The 14,474-nt window shown below is 71.7% G+C and carries 13 protein-coding genes; 6 read left to right on the top strand and 7 right to left on the bottom strand.

Annotation, left to right across the window (positions count from 1 at the left end; all coding sequences use genetic code 11):
* Positions 1-92: 92 nt before the first annotated feature.
* Positions 93-2,954, bottom strand: coding sequence for a helix-turn-helix transcriptional regulator (locus ACZ7CH_RS12630; RefSeq protein ID WP_470373901.1), 2,862 nt, complete (start codon positions 2,952-2,954; stop codon positions 93-95).
* A gap of 304 nt (positions 2,955-3,258) precedes the next feature.
* Between ACZ7CH_RS12630 and ACZ7CH_RS12635 the strand changes: the two genes are divergently transcribed.
* Positions 3,259-4,428: an MFS transporter gene (locus ACZ7CH_RS12635; RefSeq protein WP_360396679.1), complete on the top strand. Its 1,170-nt coding sequence runs from the start codon at positions 3,259-3,261 to the stop codon at positions 4,426-4,428.
* A 69-nt stretch (positions 4,429-4,497) separates the two neighbouring features.
* Positions 4,498-5,127 (top strand): HAD-IA family hydrolase, encoded by a 630-nt coding sequence (locus tag ACZ7CH_RS12640; protein WP_360396681.1) that lies wholly within the window; start codon positions 4,498-4,500, stop codon positions 5,125-5,127.
* 116 nt (positions 5,128-5,243) lie between these two features.
* On the opposite strand, the gene ACZ7CH_RS12645 is transcribed toward ACZ7CH_RS12640, so the two are convergent.
* The 4 genes from ACZ7CH_RS12645 to ACZ7CH_RS12660 all read right to left on the bottom strand — a co-directional run bounded on the left by ACZ7CH_RS12645 (position 5,244) and on the right by ACZ7CH_RS12660 (position 7,948).
* Positions 5,244-6,077 carry an aldo/keto reductase gene (locus ACZ7CH_RS12645; RefSeq protein WP_470373902.1) on the bottom strand — a complete coding sequence of 278 codons (834 nt, stop codon included), beginning with the start codon at positions 6,075-6,077 and terminating at the stop codon, positions 5,244-5,246.
* Positions 6,078-6,107: 30 nt separating this feature from the next.
* Positions 6,108-6,506, bottom strand: coding sequence for an ASCH domain-containing protein (locus tag ACZ7CH_RS12650; RefSeq protein ID WP_458432220.1), 399 nt, complete (start codon positions 6,504-6,506; stop codon positions 6,108-6,110).
* Positions 6,507-6,610: 104 nt separating this feature from the next.
* Positions 6,611-6,955, bottom strand: coding sequence for an RNA polymerase-binding protein RbpA (locus tag ACZ7CH_RS12655; RefSeq protein ID WP_030466135.1), 345 nt, complete (start codon positions 6,953-6,955; stop codon positions 6,611-6,613).
* A 237-nt stretch (positions 6,956-7,192) separates the two neighbouring features.
* Positions 7,193-7,948, bottom strand: coding sequence for a thymidine kinase (locus tag ACZ7CH_RS12660; RefSeq protein ID WP_470369298.1), 756 nt, complete (start codon positions 7,946-7,948; stop codon positions 7,193-7,195).
* A 328-nt stretch (positions 7,949-8,276) separates the two neighbouring features.
* Here ACZ7CH_RS12660 and ACZ7CH_RS12665 point away from each other — a divergent pair, with 328 nt between their 5' ends.
* Positions 8,277-8,609, top strand: coding sequence for a PadR family transcriptional regulator (locus tag ACZ7CH_RS12665; protein WP_360396688.1), 333 nt, complete (start codon positions 8,277-8,279; stop codon positions 8,607-8,609).
* Positions 8,606-9,481 carry a hypothetical protein gene (locus ACZ7CH_RS12670; protein WP_470373903.1) on the top strand — a complete coding sequence of 292 codons (876 nt, stop codon included), beginning with the start codon at positions 8,606-8,608 and terminating at the stop codon, positions 9,479-9,481. The genes ACZ7CH_RS12665 and ACZ7CH_RS12670 overlap by 4 nt, the downstream gene beginning before the upstream one ends.
* Before the next feature lie 41 nt (positions 9,482-9,522).
* Here the strand turns inward: ACZ7CH_RS12670 and ACZ7CH_RS12675 are convergent, their stop codons facing one another.
* Both ACZ7CH_RS12675 and ACZ7CH_RS12680 read right to left on the bottom strand, forming a co-directional pair.
* Positions 9,523-10,932, bottom strand: a complete 1,410-nt coding sequence (locus tag ACZ7CH_RS12675) for an MFS transporter (protein WP_470373904.1) — start codon at positions 10,930-10,932, stop codon at positions 9,523-9,525.
* 55 nt (positions 10,933-10,987) lie between these two features.
* The gene (locus tag ACZ7CH_RS12680; RefSeq protein ID WP_360396694.1) at positions 10,988-11,749 is read right to left on the bottom strand and encodes a glycerophosphodiester phosphodiesterase family protein; all 762 of its coding nucleotides are present in this window, start codon (positions 11,747-11,749) and stop codon (positions 10,988-10,990) included.
* A gap of 281 nt (positions 11,750-12,030) precedes the next feature.
* On the opposite strand from ACZ7CH_RS12680, the gene ACZ7CH_RS12685 reads away from it, so the two are divergent.
* The gene (locus ACZ7CH_RS12685; RefSeq protein WP_030475304.1) at positions 12,031-12,372 is read left to right on the top strand and encodes a hypothetical protein; all 342 of its coding nucleotides are present in this window, start codon (positions 12,031-12,033) and stop codon (positions 12,370-12,372) included.
* Between the two features lie 72 nt (positions 12,373-12,444).
* Positions 12,445-14,445: a putative bifunctional diguanylate cyclase/phosphodiesterase gene (locus ACZ7CH_RS12690; protein WP_360396696.1), complete on the top strand. Its 2,001-nt coding sequence runs from the start codon at positions 12,445-12,447 to the stop codon at positions 14,443-14,445.
* Positions 14,446-14,474: the final 29 nt, after the last annotated feature.

Genomic DNA, 14,474 nt, shown 5'->3' on the forward strand with positions numbered 1-14,474 from the left:
GCTTCTCACGTGAATGAGTGAGGCCAGATGGCGGTGAAAGAAAAAGAACGCCCGCCGGTGGCACCGGCGGGCGTTCGAAGGTCGGGGGTCGGTCAGGGGGTGCGGCGGGGTGCGCGGTCGCGGTCGTGGGCGATGACCTGCAGCGCCAGCTCGACCCGGTTGGTGACCTGCAGCTTCGTGAACGCGTTGCGCACGTGCGTGCCGATGGTGTTGGGGGAGAGGGTCAGCCGGGTGGCGATCGCCTTGTTCGTCAGGCCCTGGGCGACCAGCCGGGCCACCCTCACCTCGGTCTCGGTGAGGCTCGCCCACAGCTCCAGCGACGGCTCCGGCACCGCCTCCCGCGGCGGGCGGGTCTGCCGGGGGCCGTCGGCGAGGTAGCTGCCGGTGCGGCCGGGGGCCAGCGGGACACCGCACGCCGCCCACGTCTGCCGTGCCTGCTCCAGCAGCTCACGGGCCCGGTCGGGGTCGTCGTGGGCACGGGCCAGCCTGCCCGCGTCGGCCAGTGCGGCCGCGGCGGCCGCCCGCCGGTCGCTCAGCCGGTTCAGCTCCGCGGCGCGGACCACCGCGTCCGGGTCACCGTCGCGCAGGCCCGTGGCGTGCGCGGCCGCGGCGGCCACGCCCAGCACACCGGGGTTGAGCTCGCTGAGCTGCTGCGCGATCCGCACGACCTGGTTGACGCGGTGCTCGTCGGCGCGCCGGCGGGCCAGCCCCACCAGCACCGGTGCGACCGGTGACGGCGCGGTGGCCGTGATCGCCAGCAGGTCCGCGCCGCTGAGCAGCCCCTCGGCGACCTCGGCCGCCTCGTCGTGCCGGTCAGCCGCGCACAGCCACAGCACCCGCCGCCACGCCAGCCGGGCCGCCCCGGCACCGCGGCCGCCGACCTGTTCGGCCTCCCGCAGGTTCGCCTCGGCCGCCCCCAGGTCGCCCAGCCCCGTGCGGATCTCCGCGAGCAGCAGCAACGCCCGCCCCAGCAGCGGCGTGAACGGCCGGTCCCTGGCGCTGCGCACCGCCAGCTCGGCGTCGGACTCCGCGGTGCGCAGCCGGCCGCTGGCCAGGTGCGCCCTGGCCCGGTGGTACTGCCAGCGCGGCATCGGCCACGCCGTCCCCAGCTGGGCCGACTCACCGGCCACCACGGTCAGCGTCGAGTGCACCTCGTCGAACCGGTCCAGCGCCACCAGCGGCGCGCACAGCCACAACCGGGAGTGGTGCCTGCGCGGGAACGGCCCGGTCCGGTCGGCCTCCCGCACGGCGGCCCTGGCCAGCTCCAGCGACCGGCTCAGCTCTCCGCGGCGCAACGCGACCTGCGCCCGTGCCGCGGACCCGAACACCACCGCCTCACCACCGGCTGCCCGCGCCCGTGCCGCGGCGCTCTCCGCGGCGTCGGTGTGCCCGGCGGCCGCGAGCCGGTAGGCCTGCACCGCCGCGAGGTCGGCCCGGTGCTGGTCGTCGAGGTCCGGCCGGGCCAGCGCACGCCGCGCGTACTCCACGACCACGTGGTCGTGACCGGGGTCGCGGCCGTCGGCCAGCTCGCCCAGCGCGCAGACCAGCCGCGTCTGCGTGGCGGGGCCGGGCACCCGGCTCAGTGCCCGCACCGCCAGGTCCCAGGCCTCGCCCGTGCGCCCGGCCAGCGCGAGCAGCCGCACCGCCTCCACCACCAGCTCGTCACCGCCGGGGTGGTCGTCACCGACCACGTCCAGCAGCTTCACCGCCAGCTCAGCGGCCTCGACCGGGCCACCGGTGCGTTCCCGCACGGCCTTGCGCAGCGCCTCGACCACCGCGGGCGAACCCCGGCGGCCACCGCGTTCGAGGTGGCGCACGACCTCCGCCGGCGCACCGCCCTCCGCGGCGACGACGTCGGCGGCCTCGCGGTGCAGCGCGACCCGCACCGGCTCGGCCAGCCCCGCGTACACCACCCGCCGCACCAGCTCGCTGCGGAAGGCCAGGCCTCCGGCATCCGGTGCCAGCACCCCGGCCTCGACCAGCTGCGCGGCGGCCTGCAGCAGCTCGGGCACCGGCCTGCGCAACAACGCGGCCGCCTCGTGCACGGTGAACGCCCTGCCCAGCACCGCACCGGCGTGCAGCACGGCGGTGGGTGTCGCGGCCAGGTCACCCAGGGCGGCGCGGACGTCCGCGACCAGCCAGGACGGCAGCGGCTGCCGGTCGGCGTCGGCGGCGAGCACCGCCGTACCACCGCCGACCTGGATGTGCCCGGCCTCGTGCAACGCGCGCAGGACCCGCTCCGCGTCACCGTCGACGTCCGTCGCGATCGCGACCACCGCCGGGTCGGGCTCGGCGCCGAGCACCTGTGCGCACAGGCGCCGCGCGTCGTCCCCGGCCGGCCACCGCGCGGGCAGCAGCCGCGCACCGGCGTCCAGGAGCACGTCGACGACCCCGCGCACGGCGGGGGAGGCCTGCGCCGGGCGCAGCGAGAGCAGCCACAGCACCGGGGTGGTCGCCAGACCGGGGATCAGCACCCGCAGCGCCAGCGCCGTCGCGTCGTCGGCGTGGTGGAAGTCGTCCAGGCACACCAGCACGCCACCGTCACCGGCCAGCCCCACCAACTGTGCTCTGACCTGCCGCAACGCGGTCAAGTGGTCGACGTCGAAGTCGCGGTGGGCGTCGGGCACCCCGGCGCTGAGCGCCGCTCTGAGCGTGGACAGCGGTGCCACCCGGTCGACGTGGGTCGCGCGCCCGTGCACCACTCTCGTGCCCCTGCGCGCGGCCTCGGCCCGCGCGTGCCCGACCAGCGCTCTGCGCCCCAGCACGCCGTGCTGCTCGGCAACGAGCACGCTGCCCTCGCCGCGTTCGAGTGCGGCGAGGGCAGCGGTGACGAGCTCGGGGCTGCCGGGTGTTCGCGGTGCTCCCGGTGTTCGCGGTGCTCCCGGTGTTCGCGGTGCTCCCGGTGTTCGCTGTGTGGACGGTGCTGTGGCGGGCTGCTCGACGTCCTTGAGCACAGAGGTCCTCCCCGTCGGCGGACGTGGCGCGTCGTCACCCTCAGGCGCCGCGGTACTACTGCACGTACCCACTCGCTCACCCGCTTGAACCGCCCATCCAGGTGCTAATCGGACATCCGTGGCTGGGCTGATCCCGTGACGACTTTGGTTGGTCCTACGTGCGAAAATACGCGCAGATCCACCGGACCCGCGCTGAATGCCTGCGGGACCCCGTAGTCCGTCACGGGGAAATTTGCTTAGCCGTGAAGCGAGCTGAGAACCCTCTGCGCAATTGCGTTGTCGACGCGCACGCCTGGAGGGGGCAGTGAAGAGGATTTGGATATGGGCTTTGTTCAGCGGCGCGTTCGCGGTGGCGTGCACCGAATTCGCCGTCGTCGGACTGCTGCCCCAGATCGCGCGTGACCTGAACGTGTCGGAGGCGGCCGCGGGCCAGCTGGTGACGCTCAACGCCGTCGCGTTCGCCATCAGCGCCCCGGTGCTCGCCGCCGCCTGCCACCGGATGGACCGGCGCAAGGTCCTGTTCGGCGCGCTCATCGTGTTCGCCGTCGGGCACCTCACCGCCGGGCTCGCACCCAACTACGCGGTCCTGCTGGGCTCGCGCATCCTCTCCGGCGCCATGATGGGCCTCTACCTGGCCACCGCCATCGGTGCCGCCGCCCGCCTGGGCGGGGAGGAGAAGCGCGCCTCGAAGATCGCCACGATCCAGGCCGGCGTCAACACCGCCACCGCGCTGGGCGTGCCCATCAGCACCCTGCTCGGCCACCAGATGGGCTGGCGGGTCCCGATGCTCGTCATCGGCGGCATGGCGTTGCTGTCACTGGCGTTCATCGCCATCGCACTGCCGCCCACCGGTGCCGACGACGGCCCGCCGCTCAAGGTCCGCCTGCGCGCCATCCGCACCGCGCCCGTGCTCATCGGCCTCGCCGCGATCACCCTGTTCTGGGGCGCCTCGTTCACCGTCTACACCTACCTCGTGCCACTGCTGGAACAGCGCGCAGGCCTCGACAGCACGATGGTCATCGTCGTGCTCGTCATCGCCGGTGTCTGCGCCGTGGTCGGCAACGTCATCGGCGGCAAGGGAGCCGACACCGACTCCCGCAAGACGCTGCTCATCACCTCCGCCATCACCTCCGTGGCCCTGCTCGCCGTGCTGCCGATGTCCACCAGCGCCCTCCAGACCATCGCGCTCGTCGTGGTGTGGCAGCTGGCCGCCTGGTCGTTCGTCCCGGCGGTGCAGGCCGCGCTGTTCCAGGCGGCGGGGGAGGGCGGCGAGCTCGCGGTCTCGTTCGCCGTCTCGGCGTTCAACATCGGCATCGTCGCGGGCGCCGGCTTCGGCGGCATCGCACTCGACCAGTTCGGCCTGCCCGGTGTGGCCGTGCTCGGCGCGGCACTCAGCCTCGTGGCACTGGGCTTCGTCGTGCTGCTCGTCCGCCAGGTCGCGCGCCGCGAGCTCGCGGACACCACAGCGAAGTAACAGCACCGCGGTGAGGCCAGCCGGTCGTGACCGCCGTGACCCCTGCACCACCGGATCGAAGGGATGACCATGGGACTCGAATTCGACGCCGTCCTGTTCGACATGGACGGCACCCTGATCGACTCCACCGCCGCCGTGCGCAGGGCGTGGCACCGCTGGGCCGAGGAGGAAGGCGTCGACCCGGCCCGCCTCGCCGGCACGGAAGGCAAGCCCGCCAAGGACATCGTCGCCGCCCTGCTGCCACCGGACCGGCACGAGTCGGGCCTCGCCCACTACTCGCACATCGCCACCCACGACCTCGACGGCGTCGTCGTGCTGCCCGGCGCGCTCGACGCGACCACCGCCGTCGGCGACCGCAAGGCCATCGTCACCTCCTGCACCCGTGACGTGACCGACGCCCGCACGACCGCCGCCGGGTTACCCGTGACCGACGTGCTGGTGACCGCCGACGACGTCGACCGCGGCAAACCCGAGCCCGTCCCGTACCTCAAGGCCGCCGAACAGCTCCACGTCGACCCGCGCCGCTGCCTGGCCGTGGAGGACACCGCCTCGGGCCTCGCCTCCGGCCGTGCCGCCGGCTGCACCACGCTGGGCGTCGGCACCGACCTGGACGCCGACATCGTCGTGCCCGACCTCTCCCACGTCCGCTTCGAGCTCGCGGGAGACCGCGTGACCCTCCACGTCCGCACCCCGGCCTGAGCATCTGCAAGTACCACCAACCTGTTCGCCACCCGCAGGGGCCGGAGGTGCTGTTGGCGGTGGTTACGAGCCTGTTGATGTCGAGTTGGTGGTACTTGCAGATGCGGGGGGAGCGGTCAGAGGACGTCCAGGGGTTCGGGGCCGTCCGGGGGAGGGAAGGCCGTGTCGAGGTCGGCCAGGTCCTGGACGGTGAGGTCGAGGTCCACGGCCGCGGCGTTCTCCCGCACGTGCTCCGGGGAGCTGGACTTGGGAATGGCGGTGACACCGGGCCGGCGCAGCACCCACGCCAGCGCGACCTGCGCGGGGGAGGCGTCGTGGCGGCGGGCGACCTCCGCCAGCACCGGTGAACGCAGCAACCGGCCCTGCTCGACGGGGGAGTAGGCCATGACCGGGATGGACCGCTCCGCCAACCACGGCAGCAGGTCGTGCTCCGGCCCGCGGCGGCTGAGGTTGTAGAGGATCTGGTCGGTCTGGCAGACCCCGGACAACGCCGTCAGCTCGCTCATGTCGGCCACGTCGAAGTTGCTGACGCCCCAGTGCCGGATTTTGCCCGCCTCGACGAGCGCGGCGAACCCGTCGAGGGTCTGCTCGAACGGCACCCGCCCCCGCCAGTGCAGCAGGTACAGGTCGATCCGGTCGGTGCCGAGCCGCCGCAGGCTCGCCTCGCACGCCCGCACGGTGCCCGCCGCGCTGGCGTTGCGGGGGAGCACCTTCGACACGAGGAACACCTCGTCCCGCCGCCCCTCGACGGCCTCGCGCACGACCTCCTCGGCGCCGCCGTCGGCGTACATCTCGGCGGTGTCGACCAGCGTCATGCCCAGGTCGAGGCCCAGCCGCAGCGCGGTCACCTCGTCCGCGCGCGCCGCCCGCGACTCACCCAGGTGCCACGTGCCCAGGCCGAGGGAGGGGATGGACTCACCGGAGGGCAGCCGCACGTGCGTGGTCGTCATGCGCACAGGATGCCCGCCGCACCGCGCTTGTCACCCGTTGATCAGCCGGAACCACACGCACACGACAGGTGCCCGTCCGCTGGGCCGGCCACCGCCGTGCTCCGCCCAGAACCCGGCGTGCACCTCCCGCCAGTGCTCCACCGAGGTGAACCCCTCGCCCTCCGCCTCGGCGAGCTCCCAGCCGACCAGGTCGAACGGCGTCACGAGCACGGCCGTCACCTCGACCACCGCGAGCCGGTCACCGGCGCTGTCCACGAGCACCAGCCGCTCACCGACGTGCTCGGGCAGCTCACCCTCACCGGTGTAGCCGGCCAGCAGACCGGCGGTGGCCTGCTTCGTCCCGGCGAGCACCAGGGCGGTGAGCCGGTCGCGGTGCTCACCGGGCAGGCCGAGCTCGAGCGTGCGCAGTCCGTCCAGGCGTGGCCACATGATCAAGATCCTAGGCCGCACCCGGTGCGCCGCGTGCGGCTTTCCGGGCACGCAAAAAGCCGCCCCGGAAGGCGACCGGGACGGCTTGAGCGTCTGTGCTCGGATCAGGCCGTGCGGGTGCGGCGTCCGCGCAGCTCTTCGAGGCGCTCGTCGAGCAGCTCCTCGAGCTCGGGGATCGACCGGCGCTCCAGGAGCATGTCCCAGTGCGTGCGCGGCGGCTTGACCTTCTTCACCTCCGGCTCGACACCGTCGATGATCTTCGACTCGGTGCCGTGCAGACGGCACTCCCACGTCGGAGGCAGCTCGGCGTCGTCGGAGAACGGGACCTCGAAGTCGTGTCCCTTGGGGCAGGCGTACCGCGCTGCCCGGCGCGGAGCGAGATCGTGGTTGCGGTCGGTCTCGTAGCTGACTGCTCCGAGCCGGCTTCCACGCAAAACGCGGTCGGCCATGGCGGTGTCCTTTCGCTCGGCTCAGGGCCGGGGCCCAGGCTTCTTGCTCACCGTGTGCAACGCCCGGATTGCTCCGTTTGTTTCCGGTTCGCTCTCATGGTTGCCCACAGTGACGTCGTTCACTCGTCAACGAAGGCTTCCTACTAATGGATGCGATCGCTCAAGGATCGTGACGCGTTATCAAGCTACTGGGCTTATGCGTCACTCTAATGGCCTAGCAGGCCGCTGGGAAGTCGATCACGCCAACCGGAGTTGACCACTTTGTGCGACGTCAGGACCCAGATCACCTAGCCGGAAGTGACGCCGACAGAGGACCTGGTAGCGGACAGTAGTTTCCGTGGTATCGGTTACACAGTTGCTGTCCGTACCCGATCGGTGCTGTTCCGTGTCCGGCACCGTGTCGGCCACCAGAACCGTGTCCCCGGCCCGGATCACCCGTCCGGCCCGCACCCGCGCGTTGAACCGTCCCGGCACCCCGCACCAGCACAGGACCTCGACCTGGATCGCCTTCAGCTCGTCCGCGAGCTCGAACAGCCGCTGCGAGCCCGGGAACATCTCCCCGCGGAAGTCGGTGGCGAGCCCGAAGCAGTAGACGTCGACCTGGACGTCGTCCGCGAGCTCGGCCAGCTGCTCCACCTGGACGGGGGTGAGGAACTGCGCCTCGTCCACGATCAGGTAGTCCACCCGGCGGCCCTGCGCCCACTCGGCGCGCACCAGCCGGCGGAGATCGTCGTCGCGGATCTCCGCGGCCTCCCTGGTGATGCCGATGCGGCTGGAGATCTGCGGACGCCCCGACCGGTCGTGCCGCACCAGCAGCAGGCCGCGCCGGCCCTGCCGCGAGTTGTTGTGGTCGATCTGCAGGGCGAGCGTGGACTTGCCGCAGTCCATCGGGCCGAAGAAGAACTTCAGGTGCCCCACCACCGGGGTGGTCCGCCGCGAACCCGCTACGGGCACGGCGGACAGGGCGTCTGTCGGATCGGGTAGGGCGTCCACGGCGGGTCACCCTAGTGCCTGGCCGGTGATCAACAGGAATCGGCTGATCAACGCCGACCGGCACCGCGGCGTCCCCGCGCTGTGTCGTTGTCCATCGTGCTCCTCCTGTTGTGCTCGCCGGCCCCGGTGGGCTGGAGATAGCCGGTGCGCCGGAGGCCGAAACATCACGTTTGAATACACCTCCACCGCCGGTACCAGGTCGGTTCGCTGCGCCATGAGATCGGAACAATTGTTTTCAGAGTCTCCATGGCTTCAGTGTTGACTAAAAGAGATGCTTCACCGATGTCCGGCTTCCCGATATAGCTCGCGTCGCGATATATTCAGGCACATGAGTGGTCGGATCATGTCCGAGCAGGCGTTCCTGGTGCTCACCGCACTGGCCGAGGAGCCGCTGCACGGGTACGCGATCGTGCAGGCGGTGGAGCAGTTGTCGCAGGGCCGGACCGTGCTGCGCGTCGGCACGCTGTACGGGGTGCTGGACCGGTTGGTGGCCGACGGCCTGGCCGAGCGCGACCGCGAGGAGGTTCACCAGGGCCGCCTGCGGCGCTACTACCGGCTCACCGACTCGGGGGTGCGGGCGTTGCAGGCGGAGGTCGCCAGGCTCAGCGCGAACGTGCGCGCGGCGGCGGCGGTGCTGCGGGGGAGGGGGATCGAGGCATGAGCAACCTGGAGCGCCGCTACCGGCGGCTGCTGAAGGTCCTGCCGGGCTGGTACCGGCGTGACCGCGAGGAGGAGATGGTCAGCATCTTCCTCGCCGAGCGGACCGACGAGCTGGACCTGGAGCACAGCTGGCCGGGCTGGGGGGAGACGTGGGCGACGCTGGGCCTGGGGGTGCGCACCCACCTGGCCGCCGGCGCGGCGCTGGTGCACGTGCCGGACCGGGCGCGGTGGCGCGGTGAGGTCGTGCGCGCCCTGGGGGTGCTGGGACTGCTGCTGGGCGTGTTCTACGCCGGTGCCGCCGCCCTGCACCTGGTGCTGACCCGCGGCGGTTCACCGTGGGTGCCGCCGGCCGCGCCCGTGCGGTGGTTCGAGCTCGCGCCGGTCGTGGCGTTCGCGGCGCTGCTGGCGGGCAGGCGCACGGTGGCGAAGGCGGTGGCCGCGCTTGCGGTGGTGCCGGTCGTGGTGGCGCTGTCGGAACCGGGGCCGGTGCTGTTCTCGCTGGCGTTCCAGGTGCCGTCGCTGGTGCTGTTCGCGTGCCTGTGCCTGGGTTTCCACCGGGAGGCACCGACGCCGCCCGCGCGCAGGCCGGCGTGGTGGGGTGGGGGAGCGCTGGTGCTGGGGCTGGGTGCCGGACTCGCGCCGGGAGTCGGGCTGGTGGTCGTGGCGCTGCTGGCGGTCGCGGTGCGCGTGGTCGCCTACGTGCGCGGGGATGTGGTGCTGGGGAGGGCGCTGTCGGTCTTCGCGGCGTTGCTGCTGGTGCCGGTCGCGGTGCTGCTGGCCGGCGAGGTGACCTGGGTGGTGTGCGCGCTGGCCGTGCCGTTGGTGGGGAGCGTGGTCGCGCCGGTGCGGCGGGCGCGGGTGGCGTTGTCGTGACGGGGAAGGGGCGCTGACCGCGGTCAGCGCCCCTGAGCGGGTCAGACGAGGGTGGGTTCGGGGTTGCCGACGGCCTTGATGGCCCTGCGGACCGGCACGAAGATAAGCAGGACGAAGCCGGCGACGAAGAAGATGATCAGCGCGAGGATCGCGGGCCGCAGGCTGCCGGTGGCCTGGCCGACGCCCGCGAACACCAGCGGGCCGAGCCAGCTGGTGGAGCGCTCGCCGACCTCGTAGAGCGAGAAGTACTGCGCCTCGCGTCCTGGCGGGACCATCTGGCTGAACAGGCTGCGCGACAACGCGTTCGTGCCGCCCAGGACGATGCCGATGCCGGCGGCGACGAGGTAGAACTGCATCTCGTCACCGGCCTGCACGAAGAACGCCGCGGTGATGACGACGATCCACACGAGCAACGAGCCGAGGATCGTCTTCTTCGCGCCGACGCGCTTGGCGACGAAGCCGTGCAGCACGCCGCCGAGGAAGGCGACGAACTGGACGATCAGGATCACGGTGATCAGCGTCTGCTGCTCGAACTTGAGCTCGACGCTGCCGTACTGCGCGGAGACGTTCGCGACGGTGGCGATGCCGTCGGTGTAGATCAGGTAGGTGCCCAGGAACGCGAGGGTGAGCGGGAAGGCCTTGGCCTGGCGCAGGGTCGTGCCGAGCTCCTTGAAGCCGGCGGAGATGACCGAGGTGCCGTGTTCGCGGCCGTGCGGGTTCTGGTGCTCGGTGAGGGCGCGCAGCGGGATGATCGTGAACGCGGCCCACCAGATGCCGGAGATGACGAACGCGATGCGCGCGGCGTCACCGGAGCTGATGCCCAGCGAGTCGGCCGAGAGCGTGATGCCCAGCTGGACCGCGAGCGCCACGCCGCCGCCGAGGTAGCCGAAGGCCCAGCCGCGGCTGGAGACGGCGTCGCGTTCGTCGGGGGTGGCGATCTCGGGCAGGAACGCGTAGTAGACGACGACGCTGGAGCCGTAGCAGATGTTGGCGATGACGAAGAGGAGGACGCCGAGCTTCCAGTTGGTGCCCTCGACGGTGGCGAGGGCGATGGTGGCGGCCGAGCCGGTGAAGGCGAAGGCGCCGAGCATCTTCTTCTTGTTCTGGGTGCGGTCGGCGATGGCGCCCATGACCGGCAGGACGAGGACCTGGACCACCGTGGCGACGGAGAGCAGGTAGCCCCACAGGGACCCGGCGGGGAACTGCAGCCCGAGCAGCGTGACGTCGCAGCGGTCGAAGGCGTTGTCGCCGGCGCACGGGGTGGCGCCGTTGAGCGCGCTGTCGGCCTTGGCGGCGTTCTCGGCGATGCTGGTGAGGTACAGCGAGAGGAAGACGGTGATCACGGACGTGGGGAACACGGAGTTCGCCACGTCGTACCAGACCCAGCCGCGCTGTTCCTTGCGGCGGCCGGCGGTGGTGGCGTCAGTGGGGTCGTCGCCCTTGACCTTCATGTCGGCGGACTGTACTTGTCCGCCGACTCACCCGATCCGGTGACTGTCCAACCTGTTACCAGTCGCCACGTGAGCGCAGGACGTCGCGCAGGACGTCGGGCCGGTCGGTCACCAGGCCGTCGACTCCGAGGTCGAGCAGGGCGCGCATGTCGGCCTCGTCGTCGATCGTCCACACGTGCACCTCGAGGGCCCTTTTGTGGGCTGCGGCGACGAAGCGGCGGTCGACGACGGTGAGGCGGCCCTGGCTGCGGGGGACCTGGGCGACCTGGCCGCGGACGGCGAGCCCGGCGAACGGGACGCGGCGTGCTGCCCACAGCGCGCCGGCGGAGCGGGGGCCCATGGAGGTGAGCAGGCCCGCTCCGCCGAGGCGGCGCAGGCGGGCGAGGCGGTGGTCGGAGAAGCTCGCGAGGCAGACCCGGTGCAGCGCCCCGGTCCTGCGCAGCAGCGTGACGACGGGTTCGACGGCGTTGTCGGCCTTGACGTCGATGTTGAAGAACGTCTCGGGCAGTTCCTCCAGGACGTCGGCGAGGCGGGCGATGGGTTCGCGGCCGCCGACGCGGGCGTCGCGGACCCGGGCCCAGGGGAGTGCGGAGACCACGCCTTCGCCGTCGGTGGTGCGGTCGAGGGTGCGGTCGTGGTGGACGACGACCTCGCCGTCGCTGGTGGCGTGCACGTCGGTCTCGACGTAGCGGTAGCCCTCCCGGGCGGCGCGGCGGAACGAGCTCAGCGAGTTCTCCATGCCGGTGAGGTCGTCGAGGTGCCAGCCGCGGTGGGCGAAGGCCCGCGGGTGCGGGCCGGCGAGGTAGGGGTGGGTCACGGGTGCGAGTGTGCCTGGCGAAGCCGGCCGTGAGGTGGCGGTTGGGTGGCGCACCACTTTCTTGTTCAACTCTATGGTTTCAGTGCAGACCAAAGTTAACACTCCAAAGTGGTCACGCTCCCAACCAACCCCAGGACCACAAACAACCAGGAAAAGGCCAAGCAGGTCTGTGGCGGAATGGGACCAATCGCGCGACCGGTGCTGTCCGGTTCCCTACGAACGTCGGGGTTTGTGGCGCGTCGCTTACGCCCACCCCAGCTCACCCGCTACCGTCGCGCGCCATGGAGCGCTCCATGGAGGCGGATGAGCCCAGGCACTGCGCGTGGTGCGGGCGGCGGTTGCCGGGGAGTGGGCGGATCGGCCGGCCGCGCAGGTACTGTGCTCAGCCGTGTCGCCAGCGGGCGTACGAGCGGCGGGCGGCGTTGCAGCGCGGCGGGCTCCCCGAGGACGCCGTGGTGCTCAGCACGGCGGAGTTGGCAGACTTGCAGGACCGGCTGTTCCAGCTGCGGTGTGCCGCGGAGGACGTGGTGACGGCGGCGCAGGACGGTGCGGAGAACGAGGAGCTGCGCAAGTTGGCGGCGGAGTTGGTGGAGTCGGCGAAGGGGTTGGAGCGGCTGCGTTAGCCGTTCGCACTCCAGCGAACCAACCGGCGTAGCGGGTTGCTTACGTCCGGTGATCGGACGATCATGACGCGCGTGACCTCCTATTGCCGCACGGTGCTCGACCGGGCGGATGTCGGCTATGCCGTGACGGATGCGCGCGGCAGCCTGTTGTGGTGCAACCGCGCGCTGGGCGCTGTGCTGGGTGTGCCGGTCGAGCAGGCGTACGGGCGGTCGTTGCCCGCGTTGCTGCCGGGGGTGCCGGAGGGGCCGTCGCCCGCGCGGGAGGTGCTGGCGCCGGGGCCGCGGTGGCTCGAGGTGCGGTGCAGCCGTTTGGGTGACGACCTGATGTACGAGGTCGTGGACGTGTCGACGTGGCGTGACCGGGAGCTGACGGTGACGCAGGAGGCGGACGCGCTGCGGCGGGCGCAGGCGCTGGGCCGGATGGGCACGTGGGAGTGGTCGATCTCGGAGGACCGGGTGACGTGGTCGGACACGTTGCTGGAGATGTTCGGGTTCGCTCCGGGCACGGCGTTCGACTTCGAGATGTACGCGCAGCTGGTGCACCCCGACGACCTGCCGATGATCGAGGAGAAGCTGGACACGGCGCTCAAGACGGGGTCGGTGTTCACCTACACGCACCGGATGTTGCGCCCGGACGGTGCGGAGCGGGTGTTCGAGTGCTTCGGTGAGGTCGTGGTCGACGAGACCGGGGCGCCGTTGCGGGCGTTGGGGACGGCGCACGACGTGACGCAGTCGAGCCGGGTGCACGACGAGCTGGTGCGGATGGCCGAGCAGGACCCGTTGACGGGGTTGCCGAACCGGCGTGCGCTGACGCGGGCGTTGGAGAAGGAGCTGGCGAACAACGGGTCCGGTGCGTTGCTGGTGCTGGACCTGGACAACTTCAAGGACGTCAACGACCTGCGCGGGCACGCGGTGGGTGACCGGGTGATGCGGATGCTGGCGTCGGCGCTGCAGTCGCGGCTGGGTGAGCAGTTGATCGCGCGGCTGGGTGGTGACGAGTTCGCGGTGGTGCTGCCGGGGTCCTCTGCGCGGGACGCGGGTGCGGTGGCGGACGGGTTGCGCGACGCGGTGGCGGGTTTTCCGCTGGCGGGGATCGGGACGCCGGCGCGGATCACGGTGAGCACGGGGCTGGCGGAGTACGGGCCGGGTGACTCGTGGGAGCTGGTGCTGGCGAACGCGGACCTGGCGTTGTACGCGTCGAAGGCGGCGGGCCGGGACCGGGTGACGGTGTACGAGCCGAACCACTACGCGGACACGGTGAAGCGGGTGTCGGTGCTGGACCGGTTGCGGCAGGCGCTCGCGGGTGAGGGTCTGGCGTTGTACGGGATGCCGATGGTGGAGCTGCAGTCGGGCAAGACGCTGGGGCACGAGCTGTTGCTGCGGTTGGAGGACGGTCAGGAGCCGTACCTGGGGCCCGCGGACTTCCTGCCGGTGGCGGAGCGGTCGAACCTGATCCTGGAGGTCGACCGGTGGGTGTTGTCGACGGCGATCGACGCGCTGGTGGCGGAGCCGAGCTCGTCGTTGCGGTTCAACGTGAACGTGTCGGGGCGGACGTTGGAGGACCCGGACTTCGCGGGGTTCGTGCTGGACCGGTTGGGGCGTGCGGGGGTGGCGCCGGGCCGGTTGGGGTTGGAGATCACGGAGACGGCGGCGGTGACGAACCTGGACGCGGCGGTGTCGCTGGCGACGCGGCTGCGGCAGTTCGGGTGCCGGATCACGCTGGACGACTTCGGTTCCGGTTTCGGGTCGTTCGTGCACCTGAAGCACCTGCCGATCACGGGGATCAAGATCGACGGTGAGTTCGTGAAGGGGATCGAGACGAACGACGCGGACGCGGTGCTGGTGTCGGGGATCGTGCAGATCGCGAACGGGCTGGGGTTGTCGGCGGTGGCGGAGTGGGTGGAGCGGCCTTCTCAGGTGGAGGCGTTGCGGCGGTTGGGGGTGCGGGTGGGGCAGGGTTTCCACCTGGGCCGGCCGGTGCCGTTGCGTGAGGTGGTGAACGCGGAGCGCATGCCGCCGAATGGTGCATTGTCGTCTCGGGTGGTCGGCGCAGAGGATGGTGCGCGCTCCTGATCACCGCCTTGATGGGATGCCCGTGTCGT

It is taken from the genome of Lentzea sp. NPDC037011 (assembly GCF_055607425.1).